Below are 20,970 nucleotides of genomic sequence, written 5' to 3' on the forward strand. Positions count from 1 at the left end.
CCACCGGACGTCCAGCCGCGTCACGGCGCGGCTGAACCTCCGGTGGCACGGCTCAACCCGCGTGCTGGCGGGGTGCTGCGGGCCCGTGGGCGCACGCACGCGGGTCCCGGCGGCGCGAGGACGCAGCCGCCGGGACCCGGGCTCGTGGCGTCAGCGGACGGCGGGCATCTCGCTGGTGGAAACGGTCGGAGCCGACCAGGCGTCGGGGTGCGGCCGGCCGGCATCGGCCACCCAGGCCGGCGTGCGCGGTCCGCTCTGCGTGCCGCGGCTGGTGGTCGCGGGACGGGCGCTCAGGCTCACGATCACGGCCAGCAGCACGAGCAGACCGACCAGCACACCGCCGATGACCAGGAGCGTCGAGAGCATGTACTCAACGTAGGCGTCTGAACGTGCGCTGTCATCAGGCAGAAGTCTCCGAAGATCGACGGCGAGTTCCGCAGAGTTCACCCGCGATCCGCCCGTCCCGCCCCGCCGAGCTCGGCACCTCTCGCCGAGGCCGCGGGGACGCGCCCGGGACAAAGCGGTGGCGCCCCTTCGCCACGCTGCGGGCCACCGGGGCGCACGGTCCGCTTGGCACCGGGCTGCGCTTGGACGCGGTCCGCAGTCCGCCCCGGGGCTGGTGGCCGGCGGTCCGCTCGCCCGTTCCCGGGAGCCGGCCTACGCGATCGGCCGCGGGTCGGCTCGTGACGCGCCGGTCACGTCGACTCACCCGATGGAGTTGGTCACGGGTTGGTCCGGAGATCGATGGGGTAGGCATGACCGGCGCAGCCGCAAGGACGTCGGTGGGCGCTGAGGACGTCGAGCGGCACCGTGGTGCTGTCGTGAGGCTCGATCGCACGAGGAGAAGCGCCGCCGCGTGACGCACGCAGAATCCCCGCTCCCGGGGCTGCCCCCTGTGCCGGGGACGGGCATCCGGGTGGTGTCCATCCCGCACGCCGCCCCCTACGTCGACGCCGTGCTGCCCCCCGGGGTGCTCCGGGTGGGCGGGCCCGCCGAACCGAGCCCGTGGCTGGACCGGGCCCACCTGACCGCCCACGCCGCCGAGGTCGACGTCGTGCACCTGCACGCCGGGCTCGGTCGCCTGGAGGTCGCGGAGCTCGAGGCGTGGGCCGAGGAGCTGCAGCGGCTGGGCATCCCCCTGGTCGTCACCGTCCACCAGCTGCGGGACCCCGGGCACCCCTCGCCCGCACGTCACGACACCCACCTCGCCGCGGTGCTGGCCACGGCGGAGGTGGTCCTCACCCTGACCCCGGGAGCCGCCGACGAGATCGCCGAGCGCTACGGGCGCACGGCGATCGTGGTGGCCCACCCGTCCCTCACCGTCCCGGACCCGGAGCTCGGTGCCGAGCGCGGGCTGGTCGGCGTGCGGCTCGGCCCGGCGTCCAGCGCGGTGCCCGACCCCGTGGGGATCGTCCGCGCGGCGCTCTCCGGCGCGCTGTCCGGCGGCGGCCGGCTGCGCATCCTGGTCGACGCGGCGGTCGCCCCGGCGCTGGACCCCGAGGTCGTCGCCCTCGCCGACCGCGGTGAGCTGGAGATCGTCCGGTACGGGGACGGTGAGTGGGCCGCCCAGCTGCAGCAGCTGCACGTGGCGGTGCTGCCGGAGCGCTGCGGCACCCACTCCCCGGACGTGGAGGTCTGCCGGGACGTCGGCACCCGGGTCGTGGCGCCGAGCTGCGGGTGGTTCGCCGACCAGTGGTCGGAGGTGGTGCCCTACACCAACGACGAGCGCGCGGGCCTGGACCCGGTGTCCCTGTCCGCCGCGATCGGTGCCGCCCTGACCCGCCCGATGCCGCGGCCGGCCGACCGCGGCTGGCGCGAGGAGCAGCGCACCGCCGTCCGCGAGGTGCACGGTGAGGTCTACGCGCAGGTGGCGGCCGACCGCAGCTGGGCCTGAACGACGACGGGCCCGGCAGCTGCCGGGCCCGTGCGGGGTGGAGGTGTGGGCAGGGGCGGGGTCGAACCGCCGACCTCTCGCTTTTCAGGCGAGCGCTCGTACCGACTGAGCTACCTGCCCCTCCCGGTGATCTCACCGGAGAGCGACCCTGACGGGACTCGAACCCGCGACCTCCGCCGTGACAGGGCGGCGCGCTAACCAACTGCGCTACAGGGCCTTGCTGGTGGTGCTGGTGCTGCGTGCCCCCAACGGGGTTCGAACCCGTGCTACCGCCTTGAAAGGGCGGCGTCCTGGACCGCTAGACGATGGGGGCTCGTGTTCGCCGGGGGCAGCGAGAACAATACATGCCCCGGGGACGGCTCCTGACGCGGGGGCCCCGAGAGGGGGGCGCGTCGCTCAGCCGACCGTGGCCCGCAGCTCCACCGAGTCGTCGGTGACACTGGAGCAGGCGAGCTCCAGGGGGCCGGCCGCCACGCTCTCGCCCTGCGCGCAGGAGACCGTGGTCCCGCCGACGCTCAGCGAGGCCCGGCCGTCCTGGACGCTGCCGACCGAGAGCGTGGTGCCGAGGATCTCGGCCTCCGCGCCCGCGCCGGAGAGGGTCACCGTGCAGGTGCCCCCGCTGCAGGAGACGTTCTCGGAGGAGAAGCTGCACCCGGTGAGGGCCGCGAGGGAGAGGCCGCCGGCGAGAACTCCTGCGGCGAACCGGGCGGCGCGCGTCGTCGACGTCATGCGGCCGAGCCTAGGACCCGGCGATCAGTCCGCCGGGGAGGCCGGGACGAGCGGCCCGTCGGCCGGGACGGGCGGACCCGCCGTGCCGCCCCCGGCCGGGAGCTCCACCCCGTCGGGGGGGGGGGGGGGCGCCGCCGCCCCCCCGGGGGGGGGGGCGGGGGCGGCGCGCGGCCCCCCGCCCCCCCCCCCCCGGCGGGCCCCCCCCCCGGGGGGGGCGGGCCCCCCCCCCCCCCCCCACGAAGGGTCGGCGGCGACGAGCGTGCGCTCCACGGTGACCTCGGTCGCGCCCAGCCCGCCGAGCGTGATGTCGTCGTAGGCCTGCAGCGCACCGGTCTCCGGGTCGAGGTAGAGCACGGTGCAGGTGAGCGGCTCGGGGTACTCGCCCTCGAGCGCCCGCAGGCCGGCACCGCCGGTCGAGCCCTGCACCATCAGCAGGGTGCCGTCCTCGAGCTCCTCGACCTGCCGGTCGTGCGTGTGCCCGGCCAGCACCAGCGGCACCAGTCCGTCCAGCGGCGGGGCCTGCTCCGGGTCGTGGACCAGCGCGATGGCCGGGTCCTCGGCGAGCGTGCGGGCGTAGTCGGCCAGTTCCTCGCCGGAGCGCTCCAGGACGTCGGCGCCCGCGTCGTCGTCACCGGTGCTCTTGTCGGGGGTGAAGCGCGGGTCGGGCGTACCGACGACGCGGATGCCGGCGACGGTCACGGCCGAGTCGTCCAGGACCGTGACGTTGGGCTGGGCGGCCAGGATGCCCGCCGTGGTGGCCGAGTCGTGGTTGCCGCGGATGTAGACGTAGGGGACGTCGAGGTCGCCGACGGAGGTGATCAGCCGGTTCTCGGGCTCGGAGCCCCAGTCGGTGATGTCACCGGTGTCCAGGATGCCGTCGACGTCGAACTTCTCCGCCACCTGCCGGACCAGGTCGAAGCCGGCCGGGTTGAGGTGGATGTCGGAGATGTGCAGCAGGACCACCGAGTCCCCCGTGTTGCTCGGGGTGGGCAGGGCGGACAGCGTGGCGTAGAGGGTGCCCACGTTGGCCACCAGGTCCTCCAGCGACGCGCGGTAGGCGTCGAACCGGGCGACGAGGTCCTGCGCGCTGCCGATGAGGCTGTTGGCGTTGACCAGCAGACCGGTGTAGGTGGGCTGGGAGAGCGCCTCCGGTCGCCACGTCGCGGCCCCGAGGCCGCCCGTGCCGGCCAGCAGCGCCGCGCTGATGCCCAGGGCGATCACGGGTTCCCGGCGCCGGCGGAGCACCGCCCAGGAGGTGAGCGCCGCGCCGGCGAGCGCCACGAGGACGGTCACCCAGACCAGCCGGACGACGGCCGCCTGCAGGTCCTCCGTCACCCGGTCCACGACGCCGGCCAGCCGCACCGGATCGGTGGCCAGCGCCTGCGCGCGGGCCTGGTCCACCGACTGCAGCGAGATGTCCAGCCGGAGGGGGCCGTCGTAGGCGTCGACCGCGAGGGAGCCCAGCGGGGGGACGGCGACCTCGGCCCCGCCGGACGCGGGACGGAAGGACAACGTGGCGTCGAAGGGGCCGATGGGGGCCGAGACCTTGGCGAACAGCAGGACGGCGACGAGCGCCCCGACGAGCGCGAGCGCGACGCGCGCCGACCAGAGCGCGGCCACGCGGGCGCGGCCCGGCCACGGGGACGTCGACGCGGTGGGCTCGCTCACCGGGCCCACGCTAAGCGATGCCCGGACCGTGGTTCAGGTCCCGGCGGCGCGTGTCAGGCCCGCGCCGGCGCCGGGCGGAAGATCCAGCGCAGCGCGATGAATCGCAGGAGACCGATGAAGGCGGTCACGCCGACGACCGTCGCGATCTGCAGGACGGGGTGGTTGTCCCCGGTGAGGGCGTCCAGCAGGCCGAGGGCGGTGCTGGTGGCCAGCAGGCCCAGGACGGTGACGCCGCCGGCCTCCCACTGCGCGGTGAACCAGTGCACCCGCTCGTCGGCATGGAAGGTCAGCCGGCGGTGCAGTTCGTTGGCGAGCACCGTCGATGCCGCCGTCGCCACGAGGTGCGCCGTCAGGTAACCCCAGCCGTGCCCGGCGACGAAGAGCAGCGCGTAGACGACGGTGCTCGCCCCACCGACCAGCACGAAGCGCAGGAACTGGGCCGGGATCGAGTCCCCGCGCAGGCAGGCGGTCAGGCGGTCGGAGACCGGGCGCTCCCCGGGCGCCGGCGCGTCCGGCAGGTCACCGACGGTGTCGGCGGCCTGGCCGCGGCGGAGCAGGGACGCGCAGGTCACGGGGGTCCTTCAGCAGGTGGGCGGGACGGTGGGACAAGGATTCACCTCGGCAGAACCGCTGTCACCTGTGAACATGCCTGGTCGAGCTGAGATCCACCCGTGTCCTTGCTCACGGTCACCTGTGCGTGCCCCGGCGCAGTCGTCGTCGTCCCGTGCGTCGGGCCGGGGTCGTGCGGGTAGGGGGCGCCCATGAGTCTCATGGGCTTCCTGGACCGCATCGCGGACGTGACGGCGTTCGACAAGGCCATCGAGCCGGCCCGGCGTGCCGTCCAGGGCATGCCGAGCGCGGTCAAGGACGTCCTGCACGGCACCTGGCTGGGGCACCCGCTGCACCCGGTGCTGGTGCAGGTGCCGGTGGGCAGCTGGGTCTCGGCCGCCCTGCTGGACGCCGTGCCGCCGCTGCGACCGGCCGCCACCGTGCTGATCGGCACCGGCGTCGCCGTCTCCGTCCCCGCCGCGCTGTCCGGTGCCGCGGACTGGTCGGAGCAGGGCGCCGGGGTCCGACGGCTGGGTGCGCTGCACGCGGTGATGAACACCGCGGCGGTGGGGCTCTACGGCGGATCGCTCGTGGCCCGCGCGCGCGGGCGGGGGACGCTGGGCCGTGCGCTGGCCTACGCGGGCCTGGGCCTGGCCGGCAGTTCGGCGGCGATCGGCGGGCACATGTCCTACGCGCAGTCCTCGGGTGCGTCGCACGCGGCGACCGCCGTCCGCGCCCTGACCACCGACTGGGTCGACCTGGGGCCGCTCGACGACCTGCCCGAGGGCCGGCCGACGATGCGCACCGGCAAGGGCGGCAGCATGTCGGTGCCGCTGGCGGTCGTGCGCCGCGGCGCGCGGGTCGACGTCTTCGTCGGCGCCTGCTCCCACCTGTCGGGCCCGCTCGACGAGGGCACCGTGGAGACGGTGCGGGGCAGCGAGTGCCTGGTCTGCCCGTGGCACGGCTCCGCCTTCGACCTCGACGACGGTGAGCCGCGCCGCGGGCCGGCGGCCAACCCGCAGGAGAAACTCGAGGTGCGCATGGACGCCGGCCGGGTCAAGGCCCGGGTGCCGAGCCGCCACCGCTGACGCGGGCGCCGCCCTACGCTGCGGCGGCATGGGGCGGAGGGCCGTGGTGCTGGCGGGGGCGCTGCTCCTCGCCGCGTGCGGCGGCGAGCCCGTCGAGCCGCGGGCGGACCCGGCGCCGGCGAGCGCCGCGCCCACCGCGCAGCCACGGGTGCCGGGGGTCGCCGCCGAGGCGGTCCGCCTGCGCACCGACGAAGCCGTCGGCGGGCGGGTCCAGGTGCGGGTCACCCACACCGGGGGTGCGCCGTACACGGTGACCGGGGTGGCGCTGGACGCGCCCGGGTTCGCGCCGCTCCCGCCGTCCGGGGTGACCGCCGGGTTCGTGCCCGGGCGGGTCATCGACCTGCCGACCCCCTACGGCGAGGCGGTGTGCCCCGCCGGCAGCGGGGCCCCGGTCGCGCGGTTGACGCTCGCCCGGCCGGACGGCTCGGTGGAGGAGGTGCGGGTGCCGCTGGAGGGCGACGCGCTCGCCCGGGTGCACGCGGAGGAGTGCAGGGCCCGCGCGGTGGCCGAGGCGGTCGAACTCCGGGTGGACGGGCTGCAGGCGGGCCCCGAGCGGCTCACCGGCCGTCTGGCCCTGGCCCGGCTGGGAGCCGACGACGAGGTCGTCGTCGGCCGCGTCGGGGGCAACGTCCAGTTCGACGTCGCGGCGGAGCTGCCCCTCGAGCTGCCCGCGGGCGCGGCGACGACGGCCGGCGCCGTGACGTTCACCCCGGCCACCTGCGACGCGCACGTCCTGGCCGAGGTGAAGCAGCCGCACCTGTTCCCCGTGGGGGTGCGGATCGGCGAGCGGCCGGAGGTGGTGGTCGACCTCCCGGTCGACGACGGCCTGCGGGAAGCGCTCACCGAGCTCGTGCGGCAGGTGTGCCGGCGCGCCTGAGGTTGCGGGGAAGAAGCCGGCCCGGCCGCCCCGGGGGGAACGGGTCAGCCGGGCCGGGGTCGTACCCGCCCGGCGCCGGGGCGCGGGAGCGGACGATGCGGCGGACGGGGCGCGGTGTCGCGCTCCCGACCGAACGACGATGACGGTACGTAATCGTCCGGGTCGGCCGCGATCCCCTGATCGGGTGGTCCGGGCCCTACCGGGGTGACGCCCTGCACATGAGGTGTGGGCTGCCGGGGTCGGCGGGCACCGGCGGAGGGTGTTCTTCCTCTTCTCCAGCCGTCTGGGCTGCCTCGGGTCGCTGCTCGTGTCGGCGCTGCTGACCCTCGTGCTGCTGCTGGCGTTCGACGTGCTGTGACGACGACGCCCGGGTGGCCCGTCCCGTGGGGGACCGGCCGCCCGGGCCCGGGGTCGCGCGGTGGATCAGCCGTTGAGCTCCAGCGTCTGCGTGGTGTCGGCGCGCACCTCGGCCAGCAGCGCGGGCTCGTCGTTGAGCGGCCGGCCGTAGGAGGGGATGGCCTCCTGCAGGCGCGGTCGCCACGCGTCCAGCCGCTGCGGGAAGCAGCGCTCGAGCAGCGTCAGCATCGCCGAGACGGCGGTGGAGGCGCCGGGCGAGGCGCCGAGCAGGCCGGCGATGCTCCCGTCCCCGCCGACGATGAGCTCGGTGCCGAACTGCAGGACGCCCTTGCCGCTGTTCGGGTCCTGCTTGATGACCTGCACCCGCTGGCCGGCGGTGACCATGTCCCAGTCGCGCTTCTCGGCGGTGGGCACGAAGGCCTGGAGGGTGCGGTGCCGGGCCGAGCGGGACTGCACCAGCTCGCCGATCAGGTACTTGGTCAGCGCCAACTCCTTGCGGGCCACACCGAGCATGGAGCCCAGGTTGTTGGGCTTGACGCTCTTGGGCAGGTCGAACATCGAGCCGGCCTTGAGGAACTTGGGCGAGAAGCCGGCGTAGGGCCCGAACAGCAGCGAGTACTCACCGTCGATCAGCCGCAGGTCCAGGTGCGGCACCGACATCGGCGGGGCGCCGACGGCGGCCTGGCCGTAGACCTTGGCCTGGTGGCGGCTGACCAGCTCGGGCGACCGGGTGCGCAGGAACATGCCGCTGACCGGGAAGCCGCCGAAGCCGCGGATCTCGGGGATGCCGGCCTGCTGCAGCAGCGGGAGCGCACCGCCGCCGGCGCCGACGAAGACGAAGCGGGTGCGCATCGTGACGCGGTCGCCGGAGCGGGTGTCGCGGACGGTCACCTTCCAGCGGCCGTCGCTTTCCTTCTCGAGGGCGTCCACCCGCTGGTTGACGTGGACGTTCACGCCGCGGGTGGCGGCGTCGTCGAGCATGAGGCGGGTGAGGGCGCCGAAGTTGACGTCGGTACCGGCGACCGAGCGGGTGGCGGCGACGATCTCCTCCGGATCGCGGCCCTCCATCATCAGCGGCAGCCACTCGGCCATCTCGGCCTGGCTCTCGGTGTACTCCATGCCCTCGAACAGGGGCTGGGCGCTGAGGGCGGTGTACCGGTTGCGCATGTAGGTGCGCCCCTGCTCGCCGCTGACGAAGCTCAGGTGGGGGACCGGCGAGATGAAGTCCTTGGGCGAGCCCGTCATGCCGGCGCGGACCAGGTGCGACCAGAACTGGCGCGAGACCTGGAACTGCTCGTTGATCGTGATGGCCTTGCTGGGGTCGACCTGCCCGTCGGGGCCGGCCGGCGTGTAGTTCAGCTCGCAGAGGGCGGCGTGCCCCGTGCCGGCGTTGTTCCAGGGGCCCGAGCTCTCACCGGCGACGGCGCTGCCCGACTCGAAGACCGCCACGCTCCACTCGGGGGCGACCAGGTGCAGCAGCTGCGCCAGCGTGGCGCTCATGATGCCGCCGCCGACGAGTACGACGTCGGGGTTCGCGCTGTCGGGAACGCTGCGCTCGGAAGTCACGTCTGCCTCTCTGGCTGTGTGCTCGGCCCGGCGCCGCGGCGCCTCCTCTTCGATCGTCGGCCGGATTTGGCCGCTGCATGCGATCGCGGGCGTATGAGGTATGTCACCGCGCCTCGTGGGCGCAGCCCCTCAAGGTTAGGGCCGCCTCTGTCGGTGCCGCTGCGCGGGCCGATCCAGCACGTCCGCCGTCCGGTCCGCCGGCCCTCGTCCGCAACCGCCGCGTGGCCGTCTCCGTCCTGGCGCCAGGATCTATCGGGCCACCGGCGGTAGCCTTCCGCCGGGTGCCGCCGACCCGTCGATCGCGCGCTCCCGGGCCTCTAGCTCAACTGGCAGAGCAGCGGACTTTTAATCCGCGGGTTGAGGGTTCGATCCCCTCGGGGCCCACCGTGTGATGTCGCAGGCAGGTCAATTCCCGGGCCGGAGAAGGGGGCTGCAGTCTCCAGCTTCGTTCAGACCCCTTCGGACAGCTCGAGGCCGAGCTCCACGGCGATCCTCGAAGCCACCTCGGGTAGGGCGAGCCCGAGGCGGTCGGCCGCGGCACGGCTGTACAGGACGACGGCCGAGACGGCGTACGTCCACAGCCTCGGCTCCCAGCTGCCGGCTTCCATCAGCAGGTCGGGATGCAGTCCGCCGCGCATGCAGGCGGCCGCGTAGATGGCGTACTGCGTCCGGCGGCGCACGGTGCGGCCGTCGAGCAACAGGTCGGCCAGGTAGCGATCCGTCAGCCCCTCGTACTCCAGCCGCTCGCTCCCTGGCGGGCAGGCAAGCCCGAGCGCCGCCGCTGCCACCTCGAGCAGTGCGACGTCCGGCGTGAAGTGGCCGCGGACGTCGTACGGCTGGACCGAGAGCATGAGCTCGGAGGCATCGTCGATCCCGCCGGCGAGACCGGCCAGGATCGCGGTCTGCGCTGCCCGGTGGAGAACCTCCGGGTCTTCACCGTGTCGTTCGGCCATGGCGAGATCGTTGCCCGCAACGCCGCATGACATGCACGGTCAGCGCCCGCCTGCTCGTGACGACGAGTTGGTGAGACCGCCGGTGCACGAGGTGTGCGCCTCATGAACTTGCTCGTCTCCAGCGTCGGGCGCCTCGCGCGCCGATGATCGCCCCTTCAGGGCGATGGCGTCAGCCTGCCGCTGATGACGTCCAGGTCGGCGTCCAACTCGCCGTGAGCGGGTCAGCGCCTCTGGTCAGGACAGGCCGGAGGCGCTGCCCCGCCCGAGTGACCTGCCGGTGGAAGATTGTCACGTATTACGGCACGTCATACACTCGGCCGCGTGATCGAGAAGGTCGACTGGACGTTCCTGGCGGTCGACCACATGTTCAGCCGCCACCAGGTGGCGCCGGGGGAGGCCACGGAAGCCGTCAACGACGTCGATGTTCTGTGGTTCGACCCGGACCCGAGGAGCCGATCAGGTCTCAGCGTGCGTGTCATCGGCTACTCGCAGACCGCCCGCGCCATCCTCACCGTCATCCTGCTGCACGCCGACACCGAGTTGGCCGGAAGCGGCTGGTACGGGGTCAACGGGTGGCGCTCCAACAGCACCGACAGCCGCAGGTATCGAGAGGAGGCGGAAGAATGAGCCAGCTCACGCACGAGGAGTTGCAGAGGATCGCGGTCGACGAGCGGAATGCTTCGGAACTCACTCGCGGGGAGGATCTGCCCGCGGCCGGCGTTCGACGCAACCGCAATCGAGCACAGGTGTTCTCCGTCCGTCTGGACCCGAACGACATCGCAGCCATCGAGACCATCGCACGTCGGATGGACGTACCGGTGTCGACCCTCGTCCGCGGATGGATCCTCCGCGGCATGGTCGAGCACGACAACGGATCGTTGTCGAACATCGTCGAGCGACTCCAGGTCGACGTGAAGCGGCTGGGTGAACTGCTCGGTTAGCTCGATGAACCGGGTAGGGGCCCCGGTCCACGGAGCGCCTGCCCGTCGTCGGACCGCCTTCGGTCCCGCCCTTCGGCGCAGGCGGGTCTCGTGGGCACCAGGCACTGCGGCGGGCCGCTGACCTGCTCGAGGCCGCAGAGGCATGGACGGCGAGTCGCAGCGCTCAACCAGCGACCGATGACGTCCGGCGACCGGACGTCACACCCCGATCGCGCGTCTGAACCACCTCGCTGGCCAGTACAACCTGTGTGGGCGAGCAGCGGCCACGCGCCTGATCGGGAAGGCTGCAGCCCGCTCGGTCACCGGGCGAGTCGACCGGAGGGAGCCGTGCTCATGGAGACGCTGCTGGCGATCGGCCTGGGCGTCCTGGTCGTCGTCCTGATCGTCGGCCGGTACGTGCTGCTCGCACGGTTGACCGACAGGAGGAAGAAGCGCCGCGACGCCCGGGGCGGGTGAGGGCCGCGGCGTTCGGCGGCCCGCGTTGTCACCCCCGGCCGCTAGCGTCCGTTCATGGCCGAGATGGTGCTGTTCCACCACGCGCAGGGGCTGACCTCCGGGGTCCGCGCGTTCGCCGACGACCTGCGGGCGGACGGGCACGTCGTCCACACGCCCGACCTGTACGAGGGGCGCACCTTCGCCACCCTCGACGAGGGCGTCGCGCACGCGCAGGAGATCGGCTTCGGCACCGTGCTCGCGCGCGGCCGGGCGGCCGTGGCGGAGCTGCCCGAGCGGTTGGTCTACGCGGGCTTTTCCCTCGGCGTCATGCCGGCGCAGCTGATGGCGCAGACCCGCCCGGGAGCCGCCGCAGCGGTGCTCATACACGCCGCCGTCCCGCTCGGGGAGTTCGCCGACGAGTGGGCCGCCGGGGTGCCGGTGCAGTTCCACGTCATGGACGCCGATGACCGGGGGGACGTCGACGTCGCGCGCGAGCTCGCCGGGGCGGTCGACGGCGCCGAGCTGTTCCTCTACCCGGGGGACCGGCACCTGTTCACCGACCGGAGCCTCGCCGACCACGACGCGGCGGCCGCGGCGCAGGTGCTCCAGCGGGTGCGGACCTTCCTCGCCGCCCTGGGCTGATCCGCGACACGCCGGGGCGCCGGGGCGGCCGCGGGATGACCGACCCCTCCCCGAGCCCCCGCCACGTTCGCGGACGGGCGGTTTGTCGACAGGTCGGCGGCCCGGAGGAGGGGTCACCGCCCGCCCGGGAGGGGCTGCGCAACGAATGGGACACGGGCCCGGTCCGGAACCCGTCGCAGGGGCCGTCGCGGGGCCTCGCCGTCCCTAGCCTTCGGGACGTCCGCGGTGCTTCCCAGCCGCGGAGATCCACCTGCGAGGAGCCTCCTGTGCACGCCACCGCATCACCGGTCCGCAAGCCGTCCTGCCACGCCCCGGAGGCCGCCGACGACGGCCTGGCCCTGCTGAGCGAGCTGATGGTGGACGAGCCGGCCGCCGCGCCGCCGGCACCCCGCCCGCCCCATCCCGGGTGGACCGCCCGGGTCCAGGAGTGGACCCACCGCGCGTCGGCCTGGGGCGAGGGGCCGCAGGGGGCCTGGCGTGCCTGGTGAGCTGCTGGCGGTCCTCGCACCGGTGCTGGGCTGCGGCGCGCTGATCGCGGTCGTCGTCGTGCTGGGCGCCAGCTCCACCGCCCGCTACGAGTTCGAGCGCAACGCGGTGCAGGCGCAGCAGCGGGCGGCGGTCCGGGCCGCTCAGCCGGCGGGGCCGCCTCGTGCCTCCGGTGACGTCCCGGCCGCCGAGGCGGGCAGGAGCGACGTCGAGCGGCCCGCGGTGGAGCGGTCGGCCGTCGGGCTCGCCACCCACCCGCAGGGGCCGCGCCTCCCCGCCGGCCCGTCGGCGACCGGTTGGTGGCTCGTCGCCGAGCACGACGGCGCCGCGGTGGCCGGCCCCTTCGCCGACGCGATCGACGCCGGGTGGGCGCGGCTCTCGGCGGACCTGACCGACACCACGCGCGTCGTGCACGGCGGCCGGCGCCCCGACGGCGGGGTGGTGCGCCGGCAGGCGCCGGAGGAGCGGGAGTGGCTGGCCGACCTCGGCGACCAGCTCGACCGGCTCCCGGAGGACTGGGACCCGTTCATGGTCGACGACGAGGACGTGCTCACCACGCTCGCCGTGGACGTCACGGCCGCGCTGCTCGAGGCCGGGCTGCCCCTGCACGACTGCGAGGGCCGGGAGGGGGCCGGGCACGCCGCGGGCGGGGTCTGCCTGACCCCGCACCCGTACGGGGCGGGCGTCCTCGTGACGTGGCGCCAGCACGACCGGATGAGCGTGCACCAGGCGCGCGGCGGGGCGCTGGAAGTCGCCGTGCAGCGGACGATGACCGCCGCCGTGGCCACCGTGCTGGGGCAGATGGGCTTCGGGGTCGTCGAGTTCGGCTCGCCCGGCTGCCACCTGGTGACCGCAGCCGGCCGCTGACCGGGCCGGCGCCGGAGCGGTCAGTGCCGGCGCTCGGCCTCGGGCGCGGGCGGCACGACCAGCACGGGCCGCTTGCGCAGCCGGGCCGGCAGGCGGCGGCCGGCCGCCGGCAGGCGCACGGCGTCGGGGTGGGCGGAGCGGACGGGCAGGTCGATCACGGATCTCCTCGGGGCTGCGGTGTGCCGCCAGCCTCCCCGGTGGGTCTGACGGTTCTTCCCACGCCGGCTGCGAAGTGCCTGGCATTCCCGATCCGTGACGCGTCTCACCTGCACGGGTGGGGGGCCTCTCAAGCGTTCCGCACCAAGGCCGATAGGAGCAGTGTGCGCACATCCCCGGACGTGGACCGCCGACGGCGGCGCGGGGTGCCGCTGTGGCGGTACCTGGCCGCTCTCGTGCTGCTGCCGCTCGTCGGCGTCGTCGTCCTCACCGTGGCGGCGGCCCAGGCGCGGTCGGCCGAGGTCGCCGGCGCCGAGCGCGCCGAGCAGGCCGTGCGCGCGCTCGCCCTGCTCGACGCCGCGCGCAGCGGCGTGGAGCAGGAGATGATCCCCGCCCTCATCCTGTCGCTCATCGACGACCCGGCCGCCGCGGCGGCGCTCGGGCTGCCCACGTTCTTCCTGCGGGGCCAGGAGCAGGCCGCCCTCGACGAGGCGGCCCGGGCGCGCGCCATCACCGACCGGGCCCTGGACCGCGTCGCCGAGGGCCCGGTCGGTGCGGAGGCGGCGGCGCACGCCGCGGAGGACGTGGCGAGGCTGCGCCGCGCCTACGAGGGCGGGCAGCTGGACATCGAGACGCTGCACCTCCGGTTCCTCGGAGTCTCCAAGGACCTGATGGCCGCGCAGGCGGACGCGGCGGCGACCGCGACCTCCGCGGGCGTGCCCGGCGCCACGCTGCGGGCCGTCCGCGACGTCCAGACCGTGGCGAAGCTGGCGCAGACGGCGGCCCGGCAGATGCCGCTGTTCCTCGGTTCCCTCCTGGTCGACGGCCAGGAGCAGATGATCGGCACCCGGACCGCCGTGGAGACCTCCTGGATGGACTACCGGGACGCCCAGCGCCGGATGGAGGGACTGTCGGGGCAGCCGCTGCGCGAGGCCTGGCAGCAGGTGCGCGCCTCCGACGTCGTCGCCGACCTCGACGGGCTGTTCGCCCGCGGTCGCGCCGGCGAGGTCCGGGACCTCGCGTTCTCCGATCTCGTCGCCGCGCTCTTCCAGAGCCAGGAGCGCGGCACCGTGCTGGCCGGGCTGGTCGGGACGGCGGTCGAGGAGGTGCAGCTGCTCGTCGAGGCCGACCGCGAACGCGCCGAGGACCGGCTCCAGGCCGTCCTCGTCATGGGCGCCGGCCTGCTCGCCGGCTCGGTGCTGGGCGTCGCCCTGCTCGGCCGCAGCGTGACCCGGGCGCTCCGGCTGCTGGCCGGGCAGGCGACCGAGGTCAGCCAGGGCTCGCTGGTCGAGGTGGAGGTGGCCGGCCCGCGGGAGGTCCGGACGGTGTCGGCCGCCCTCGGCTCGGCCGTGGCAGGGCTGCGCCGCATCCAGGACCAGGCGCAGGCCGTGGCGCGCGGCGATCTGGACGACGCGCTCCTCGACGAGCCCCTGCCCGGCCCGCTGGGCGAGGTCGTGCACGCCTCGGTCAAGGCGATCGTCACCTCGGTCCGCCAGCGCGAGGAGCTGCAGTTCGCCCTCGCGCACCAGGCCACCCACGACCCGCTCACCGAGCTGCCCAACCGCGCCCAGGCGGTCACGCTGGTGACCTCTGCCCTGCACCGCGGCCGGCGGTCCGGCGAGATGACCGGGCTGCTCTACGTCGACCTGGACGGCTTCAAGGCGGTCAACGACGCGCACGGTCACGCGGCCGGCGACCAGGTGCTGCGCGAGGTGGCGGCCCGGCTGCGCGCCGCGGTGCGGCCGGGCGACGTCGTCTGCCGCCTCGGCGGGGACGAGTTCGTCGTCCTCGTGGAGCCGGTGCACGCCGAGCACGACCTGCTCGACCTGGCCGGCCGGCTGATCGCGTCGATCAGCCGACCGGTCCCCGTCGGGACGGCGACGGCCGGCATCGGCGCGAGCATCGGCGTGGCGGTCAGCCGCGACGGTGGCACCGACGCCGACGTGCTCTTCGCCGAGGCCGACACCGCCGCCTCCCGGGCCAAGGCCCACGGCCGGGGTCGGGCCGAGATCTTCGACGAGACCCTCCGGCTGCAGCTCGCCCGGCAGGCCGAGCTCGAGGCCGCCATCTCCCGCGGCCTGGCCGGCGGCGAGATGCACCTGCTCTACCAGCCGGTCGTCGACGTGGCCTCGGAACGGCTCACCGGGTACGAGGCGCTGGTGCGCTGGGAACGTCCGGGTGTGGGCCTGGTCCCGCCTGACCGGTTCATCCCGGTGGCCGAGCGCTCCGGCCTCATCGGGGACGTCGACCGCTTCGTGCTGGGGGAGGCCACCCGGCAGCTGGCCGAGTGGTTGGCCACCGCCCCGGGGACCCCGGGCCGGCCGGAGCCGACCGTCGCGGTCAACATCTCCGGCCGGCACCTCGCCGACCGGCGGGTGGTCGCCGACGTGGCCGAGGCGCTCGCCGCCTCGGGGCTCCCGGCACGGCTGCTGGTCCTCGAGGTCACCGAGACCGTCCTGGTGGACGACCCGGCCGCCTACGACCACCTGACCGAGCTGCGGGGCATGGGCGTCGGCATCGCCATCGACGACTTCGGCACCGGCTACACCTCGATCGGGCAGCTCCGCAGCATGCCCGTCGACACGCTGAAGATCGACCGCAGCTTCGTGGCGTCGGCGGAGCCCGCCCACCTCGAGCTGGTGACCCTGATGATCCGGGCCGCGCACACGTTCGGCCTGACCGTCGTCGCCGAGGGGGTGGAGGAGCCGGCGCAGCTGGCGCGGCTCCGGGCCGAGGCGTGCGACCGGGCGCAGGGCTACCTGCTCTCCCGGCCGCTGCCCGCGGCCCAGGCCGGCGCGCTGCTGCGCCGGGACGGGGTGACCGCGCCCGCCGGCTGACCTGGCGGCGGGTGGGCTCCACCGGGCGCAGCCGCTGCCGGGACCGGCCAGGTGTGCCACCATCCGCCGGTGAGCGGCACACCTCCACCCCTGGCTTCCCGCCCCGTCTCCACCGGGCGGGGTGAGCCGGCGTGAGCGACACCGACGTCCGGCCCGACGAGGCCGGGAACGGGCTGAAGCGCCGCGTCTTCTACGGGTCGGTCGCCGGGGTCCTGGCCATCGCGCTCTGGGCGACGGCGAGCCCGACGTCGGCCGCGAGCACCATCGGCTCGCTGGTCGGCTGGACCTCCGAGTGGTTCGGCTGGTTCTACATCGCCTTCGCGACCGCGGTGCTGGTCTTCGTGCTGGCCATCGCCTTCTCGCGGTACGGCAAGGTGAAGCTCGGCCCCGAGCACTCCACCCCGAGGTTCAGCACCTTCGCGTGGGCGTCGATGCTCTTCGCCGCCGGCATCGGCACCGACCTGATGTTCTTCGCCGTCGCCGAGCCGGTCGCGCAGTTCCTCGCCCCTCCGGTGGGGGAGGGCGGGACCGCGGAGGCCGCCGCCGACGCGACCGTGTGGACGCTGTTCCACTACGGCATCAACGGGTGGGGCATGTACGCCCTCATGGGCATGGCCCTGGCCTACTTCGCCTACCGCATGAACATGCCGCTGGCGATCCGCTCGGTGCTCTACCCGATCTTCGGCAAGCGGGTGCACGGGACGCTGGGCGACGCCGTCGACATCGCGGCGGTCCTCGGCACGATCTTCGGCGTCGCGACGTCGCTCGGCATCGGCGTCGTCCAGCTGAACTACGGGCTGTCGGTGCTGTTCGGCATCCCCGAGGGCCGCGCCGCCCAGCTGGGGCTGATCGCCCTGGCCGTGGGCGTGGCGACGGTGTCGGCGGTGAGTGGCGTCGACCGGGGGATCAAGCGGCTCTCCCAGCTCAACGTCGTCCTCGCCCTGGGCCTGGCCGGCTTCGTGCTGGTCACCGGCAACACCGCGTTCCTGCTCAACGGGCTGGTCCAGAACGTCGGCGACTTCGTGAGCAGCTTCCCCGGCCTGACGACGGAGACCTTCGCCTACGACCGGCCCGACGAGTGGCTGAGCGCCTGGACGCTGTTCTTCTGGGCCTGGTGGATCGCCTGGGCGTCCTTCGTCGGGCTCTTCCTGGCCCGGATCTCGCGCGGTCGGACGATCCGCCAGTTCGTGGCCGGCACGCTGCTGCTCCCGTTCAGCTACATCCTCATGTGGGTGTCGATCTTCGGGAACAGCGCGATCGACCGCATCCGGCAGGGCGACGCGGCGTTCGGGGAGACCGCGATGAACCTCCCCGAACGGGGCTTCTACACGCTGCTGGCCGACTACCCGGCCTTCCCGTTCATCGCCTCGATCGCGACCTTCATCGGGCTGCTCTTCTACGTGACGTCGGCCGACTCCGGCGCGCTGGTGATGGCCAACCTCTCCTCGCGCCTCCGCCGTCCCCAGGACGACGCGGCACCGGGCGTGCGCATCGTCTGGGCGGTCGCCACCGGCGTCCTCACGGCCGCGATGCTGCTGGTCGGCGGCGTGCCGGCGCTGCAGAACGCGACCATCATCATGGGCCTGCCGTTCGGCTTCGTCATGGTGCTGGTGATGGTCGGGCTCTACCGCGCGCTGCGCAGCGAGGCCGACCGCGCCGTGAACCGGCACCGCATCGCCCCGTCCGGCCGGCCGGCCGCACGACGCCGGGCCCGGCTGCGCCGTCGCCGCACCCCGGGTCCCACGGGCCGCGAGCGGGTCGACCAGTACCTGCACGAGACGGCGCGGCCGGCCCTCGCGGAGGCGGCGGCCGAGCTGCGCGCGCGGCACCTCGCGTCGGACACGCGGTGGGTGGTCGACGACGCCGGGACGCCCTGCGTCGAGCTCACCGCGCAGACCGACGACGGTTCGCCGTTCCGCTACCGCATCCGGCCCGGGCGCGTCCCGCACCGCGGCGGCGCCCGGCCGTCGTCGGACCCGGGGGCCTCGCGGCTCGACGTCCAGGTCGAGCCGGGCGGCCGGGACGGCGCGGTCGGCTACGACGTCATGAACTTCACCCACGCGCAGCTGATCGACGACGTGATGGACCGCTTCGAGCAGCACGTCGACGGTCGGGTCGCGCGCGGCTAGGTTCGGCAGCAAGGTGACTTTCCGGTAGGAAAGCCGGTGGACGGTCGCTCCGTGGGCCAGCAGCACCTGTTGCCACGAGGGTTGAGTCGCTCCACCGACCGTTGAGCCGCGCCCTGACGCGGCCTATCGGTCGGTGGAGCGGCTGAAGGTCACCTTGCTGTCGAACTCACCCGCGGCCCAGTAGCCGAGCGGCTCAGCGGTCGAGGAACGACTCGACCACGGGGGCCAACTCGTCGGCCTCGGTGACCAGCGCGATGTGCCCGCCGCGGTACACGTGCAGCTGCGCCCGGGGGATCAGCCGGGCCATCACCCGCGCGTTCACCACCGGGATGATCGGGTCGTCGTCCCCGGCGACGACCAGCGTCGGCTGCCGGATGAGCCGCAGGAACGGCAGGCTGCTCCAGCCGGTGCTCGAGGCGAGCTGGTAGTAGTAGCCGCGCTGCGGGCCGACCCGGGTGTGGGCGTGCAGCGCCGCCGCGGCCCGCTCGGGCTCGGTGCGCACCGAGCCGCCGTAGATCTGCCCGGCGATGCGGCGGGCGTACTCGGGGTCGCGGTGCCGCCGGGGGGTGAGCATGTGGGCCAGCACGCGGGGGCTGGCGGGCACCATGAGCGAGCCGGTCGCCGTCGCGGCCAGCACGAGCCGCCGGCACCGGCGCCGGTGCTGCACCGCGAAGTGCTGGGCCAGCCCACCACCCCAGGACAGGCCCAGGACGTCGACCGGGCGGTGGTGGCCCAGCCGGTCCAGCAGCCCGGCGACGACCGGGCTCAGCGTGGAGAGCAGGTACGGGACGACGGGCGGGGGCGAGCCGCCCACCCCGGGCACGTCGAACCGGATGACGGTGCGCCGGGGGTCCAGCGCGTCGACGAAGGGCTGCAGCACCTCCAGACTGGCGCCGATGCCGTTCATCAGCAGCAGCGGTGGCACGGCGTCGTCGGTGCCCGGCCGCACGGCGGTGCGCAACGTCCGCCCGCCGATGGTCAGGCTGCGGACGACCTCCCGGCTGCTACTTGTCGAAGACATACGTGCCCGGTGCGTCGGCCAGCGGCTCGAGGCCGTCGCCGCCCAGCTCCCGAGGGGCGGGGATCTCCTCGCCCGACCGCTCGCCGAGCCAGGCCACGTAGTCCGGCCACCAGGAGCCCTTGACCGTCTCCGCCTGCCGGAACCACTCCTGGGGGTCCGGCGGGGTGGACGGCGCCACCTGAAAGGTCGACTTCGGGTTGCCCGGTGGGTTGACCAGCGAGGCGATGTGGCCGCTGGTCGAGAGCACGAACCGGCTCTCGCCGCCGAGCAGCTGGGTGGTCCGGTAGCAGGCCTGCCACGGGCAGAGGTGGTCGGCGACCCCCGCGGTGACGTAGGAGTCGACGGTGACCGCCGACAGGTCCACCGGTGAGCCGAGCATGGTCGCCCGGCCCGGGTCGGTGAGCGCGTTCCCCAGCGCCACCTCGATGAAGTCGCGGTGCAGCGCGGCGCTCATCCGGGTGGTGTCGGCGTTCCAGAAGAGGATGTCGAAGTTCGGCGGCGGCTTGCCCTGCAGGTAGTTGTTGACCCAGTAGTTCCAGATCAGGTCGTTCGGGCGCAGCCAGGCGAACACCTCGGCGAGCTGAGCCCCGTCGAGGTAGCCCTTCTTGCGCGAGCGCTCGATGGCGGCCTGCACCGCCTCGGGGTCCATGAGCGCGGACAGGGTGCCGGCGCGTTCCCAGTCCAGGACGGTGACGGCGAAGCTGGCCGAGCGGATGCGGTCCTGCCGCCCGGTGGCGGCCAGGTGCGCCAGCACCATCGCGGTGATGATCCCGCCGGAGCAGAAGGCCTGGACGCTCGCCTGCTCCTGGCCGGTGATCCGCTCGACGGCGTCCAGGGCGTCCAGGACCGCCTGGCCGTAGGTGTCCAGGCCCCAGCCGGCGTGCCGCTCGTCGGGGTTGCGCCACACGACCATGAACACCTGCTGGCCACCGGACAGGTAGTGCTCCACGATGCTCCGGCCGGGCGCGAGATCGGTGATGTAGTACTTGTTGATCGTCGGCGGCACGATGACCAGCGGCACCGACCGGACGGTCTCCGTCGTGGGCCGGTACTGGACGAGCTCGAAGACGTCGGTGCGGAAGACCACGGCCCCCGGGGTGACGGCGAGGTCCTCGCCCACGGTGAAGGCGTCCGGCTCGACCATCGAGGGCACGCGCGGCGGGCTCGCCAGGTCGTGGACCATGCGCCGCACGCCCTCGACGGCGTTCTTCCCGCCGGTGTCGATGACCGCCTTGAGGGCCAGCGGGTTGAGCACCGGCACGTTGCTGGGGGCCAGCGCGTCGACCAGGTTCGTCGCGGTGAAGCGGATGCGCTCGTCGTCCTGCCAGTCCAGGTCGGCGTCCTCGATCAGCTCCCAGGCGACCCGCGCCGTCGCCAGGTGGGCCTGCATGGTCCGCCGGAGCAGCGGGTTGCCGCTCCACGCGGGGTCGGCGAACCGCTTGTCCTTCTTGCCCGGTGCCAGCTCGGAGCGGCCGAGCGCGACCTTGCCCAGTTCCCGGGCCAGCTCTCCGCCCCGCCGGGCGAGCGCGTCGGGCCGGCGGGCCAGGGCGGCCCCGAACCGCAGCACGGTCCCGGCCGGCGGGATCAGGCGGCGCAGCGGCCCGGAGGCGGCGTCCACGAGCACCATGTCCAGGCCCGTGGCCGCCTCGACCGCCTGCTCGGGGCCCCCGTCGGCCGGGGCGCCGTCGGGGACGGCGCGCGGCTCCGAGGCGCTGCGGGGCGGGTCGGTCGCGGGCTGGGCCATCGCGGTCTCCTTACGACGCGCTGCCCCGGGG

Annotated in this window: 20 protein-coding genes and 4 tRNA genes; 12 read left to right on the forward strand and 12 right to left on the reverse strand. The window is 74.4% G+C overall.

Annotated features, from left to right (window positions below):
- Positions 1–150 precede the first annotated feature (150 nt).
- The gene (locus tag QOZ88_RS01395) at positions 151–366 is read right to left on the reverse strand and encodes a hypothetical protein (protein ID WP_091930112.1); all 216 of its coding nucleotides are present in this window, start codon (positions 364–366) and stop codon (positions 151–153) included.
- A 490-nt stretch (positions 367–856) separates the two neighbouring features.
- On the opposite strand from QOZ88_RS01395, the gene QOZ88_RS01400 reads away from it, so the two are divergent.
- Positions 857–1,894 carry a hypothetical protein gene (locus QOZ88_RS01400; protein ID WP_305998046.1) on the forward strand — a complete coding sequence of 346 codons (1,038 nt, stop codon included), beginning with the start codon at positions 857–859 and terminating at the stop codon, positions 1,892–1,894.
- Between the two features lie 46 nt (positions 1,895–1,940).
- Here the strand turns inward: QOZ88_RS01400 and QOZ88_RS01405 are convergent.
- From QOZ88_RS01405 to QOZ88_RS01430, 6 genes are all read right to left on the reverse strand, one after another.
- Positions 1,941–2,014, reverse strand: a tRNA-Phe gene (locus QOZ88_RS01405).
- Positions 2,015–2,037: 23 nt separating this feature from the next.
- A tRNA-Asp gene (locus QOZ88_RS01410) sits at positions 2,038–2,111 on the reverse strand.
- A 23-nt stretch (positions 2,112–2,134) separates the two neighbouring features.
- Positions 2,135–2,207 (reverse strand) — tRNA-Glu (locus QOZ88_RS01415).
- An 83-nt stretch (positions 2,208–2,290) separates the two neighbouring features.
- Complete coding sequence (locus QOZ88_RS01420) at positions 2,291–2,623, reverse strand: hypothetical protein (RefSeq protein ID WP_305998047.1); 333 nt, start codon at positions 2,621–2,623, stop codon at positions 2,291–2,293.
- A 24-nt stretch (positions 2,624–2,647) separates the two neighbouring features.
- On the reverse strand, positions 2,648–4,291 hold the full coding sequence (locus tag QOZ88_RS01425; RefSeq protein WP_305998048.1) for a metallophosphoesterase: 1,644 nt from the start codon (positions 4,289–4,291) through the stop codon (positions 2,648–2,650).
- A 53-nt stretch (positions 4,292–4,344) separates the two neighbouring features.
- A complete protein-coding gene (locus QOZ88_RS01430) occupies positions 4,345–4,863 on the reverse strand; it encodes a GtrA family protein (RefSeq protein ID WP_305998049.1) in 519 nt (172 codons plus the stop codon).
- 189 nt (positions 4,864–5,052) lie between these two features.
- Here QOZ88_RS01430 and QOZ88_RS01435 point away from each other — a divergent pair, with 189 nt between their 5' ends.
- Together QOZ88_RS01435 and QOZ88_RS01440 are read left to right on the forward strand one after the other, a co-directional pair.
- The gene (locus QOZ88_RS01435; RefSeq protein WP_305998050.1) at positions 5,053–5,928 is read left to right on the forward strand and encodes a Rieske 2Fe-2S domain-containing protein; all 876 of its coding nucleotides are present in this window, start codon (positions 5,053–5,055) and stop codon (positions 5,926–5,928) included.
- Between the two features lie 28 nt (positions 5,929–5,956).
- Complete coding sequence (locus QOZ88_RS01440) at positions 5,957–6,805, forward strand: hypothetical protein (protein ID WP_305998051.1); 849 nt, start codon at positions 5,957–5,959, stop codon at positions 6,803–6,805.
- A 423-nt stretch (positions 6,806–7,228) separates the two neighbouring features.
- On the opposite strand, the gene QOZ88_RS01445 is transcribed toward QOZ88_RS01440, so the two are convergent.
- A complete protein-coding gene (locus QOZ88_RS01445; protein ID WP_305998052.1) occupies positions 7,229–8,728 on the reverse strand; it encodes a malate:quinone oxidoreductase in 1,500 nt (499 codons plus the stop codon).
- Positions 8,729–9,039: 311 nt separating this feature from the next.
- On the opposite strand from QOZ88_RS01445, the gene QOZ88_RS01450 reads away from it, so the two are divergent.
- Positions 9,040–9,112, forward strand: a tRNA-Lys gene (locus QOZ88_RS01450).
- A 65-nt stretch (positions 9,113–9,177) separates the two neighbouring features.
- Here the strand turns inward: QOZ88_RS01450 and QOZ88_RS01455 are convergent.
- Positions 9,178–9,681, reverse strand: a complete 504-nt coding sequence (locus QOZ88_RS01455; protein WP_305998053.1) for a hypothetical protein — start codon at positions 9,679–9,681, stop codon at positions 9,178–9,180.
- 321 nt (positions 9,682–10,002) lie between these two features.
- On the opposite strand from QOZ88_RS01455, the gene QOZ88_RS01460 reads away from it, so the two are divergent.
- From QOZ88_RS01460 to QOZ88_RS01485, 6 genes are all read left to right on the forward strand, one after another.
- Entirely contained in the window at positions 10,003–10,308 is a 306-nt protein-coding gene (locus QOZ88_RS01460) for a hypothetical protein (protein WP_305998054.1), read from the forward strand.
- Positions 10,305–10,622, forward strand: a complete 318-nt coding sequence (locus QOZ88_RS01465; RefSeq protein ID WP_305998055.1) for a hypothetical protein — start codon at positions 10,305–10,307, stop codon at positions 10,620–10,622. Before QOZ88_RS01460 ends, QOZ88_RS01465 begins: the two co-directional genes overlap by 4 nt.
- Before the next feature lie 333 nt (positions 10,623–10,955).
- Entirely contained in the window at positions 10,956–11,078 is a 123-nt protein-coding gene (locus QOZ88_RS01470) for a hypothetical protein (protein WP_305998056.1), read from the forward strand.
- Positions 11,079–11,132: 54 nt separating this feature from the next.
- Complete coding sequence (locus QOZ88_RS01475) at positions 11,133–11,699, forward strand: dienelactone hydrolase family protein (protein WP_305998057.1); 567 nt, start codon at positions 11,133–11,135, stop codon at positions 11,697–11,699.
- Between the two features lie 266 nt (positions 11,700–11,965).
- Positions 11,966–12,187: a hypothetical protein gene (locus tag QOZ88_RS01480; protein ID WP_305998058.1), complete on the forward strand. Its 222-nt coding sequence runs from the start codon at positions 11,966–11,968 to the stop codon at positions 12,185–12,187.
- Complete coding sequence (locus tag QOZ88_RS01485) at positions 12,177–13,052, forward strand: hypothetical protein (protein ID WP_305998059.1); 876 nt, start codon at positions 12,177–12,179, stop codon at positions 13,050–13,052. Before QOZ88_RS01480 ends, QOZ88_RS01485 begins: the two co-directional genes overlap by 11 nt.
- Positions 13,053–13,072: 20 nt before the next feature.
- Here the strand turns inward: QOZ88_RS01485 and QOZ88_RS01490 are convergent, their stop codons facing one another.
- On the reverse strand, positions 13,073–13,210 hold the full coding sequence (locus tag QOZ88_RS01490) for a hypothetical protein (RefSeq protein ID WP_305998060.1): 138 nt from the start codon (positions 13,208–13,210) through the stop codon (positions 13,073–13,075).
- Positions 13,211–13,372: 162 nt separating this feature from the next.
- On the opposite strand from QOZ88_RS01490, the gene QOZ88_RS01495 reads away from it, so the two are divergent.
- Both QOZ88_RS01495 and betT read left to right on the forward strand, forming a co-directional pair.
- Complete coding sequence (locus QOZ88_RS01495) at positions 13,373–16,045, forward strand: putative bifunctional diguanylate cyclase/phosphodiesterase (protein WP_305998061.1); 2,673 nt, start codon at positions 13,373–13,375, stop codon at positions 16,043–16,045.
- A gap of 131 nt (positions 16,046–16,176) precedes the next feature.
- Positions 16,177–18,174 (forward strand): choline BCCT transporter BetT, encoded by a 1,998-nt coding sequence (gene betT / locus QOZ88_RS01500; protein WP_305998062.1) that lies wholly within the window; start codon positions 16,177–16,179, stop codon positions 18,172–18,174.
- A gap of 193 nt (positions 18,175–18,367) precedes the next feature.
- On the opposite strand, the gene phaZ is transcribed toward betT, so the two are convergent.
- Complete coding sequence (gene phaZ, locus QOZ88_RS01505; protein WP_244523981.1) at positions 18,368–19,195, reverse strand: poly(3-hydroxyalkanoate) depolymerase; 828 nt, start codon at positions 19,193–19,195, stop codon at positions 18,368–18,370.
- A complete protein-coding gene (locus QOZ88_RS01510; protein ID WP_305998063.1) occupies positions 19,179–20,939 on the reverse strand; it encodes a PHA/PHB synthase family protein in 1,761 nt (586 codons plus the stop codon). The genes phaZ and QOZ88_RS01510 overlap by 17 nt, the downstream gene beginning before the upstream one ends.
- Positions 20,940–20,970: the final 31 nt, after the last annotated feature.

Source organism: Blastococcus carthaginiensis (genome assembly GCF_030731085.1).
In the GTDB taxonomy this organism is placed as follows: Bacteria; Actinomycetota; Actinomycetes; order Mycobacteriales; family Geodermatophilaceae; genus Blastococcus; species Blastococcus carthaginiensis.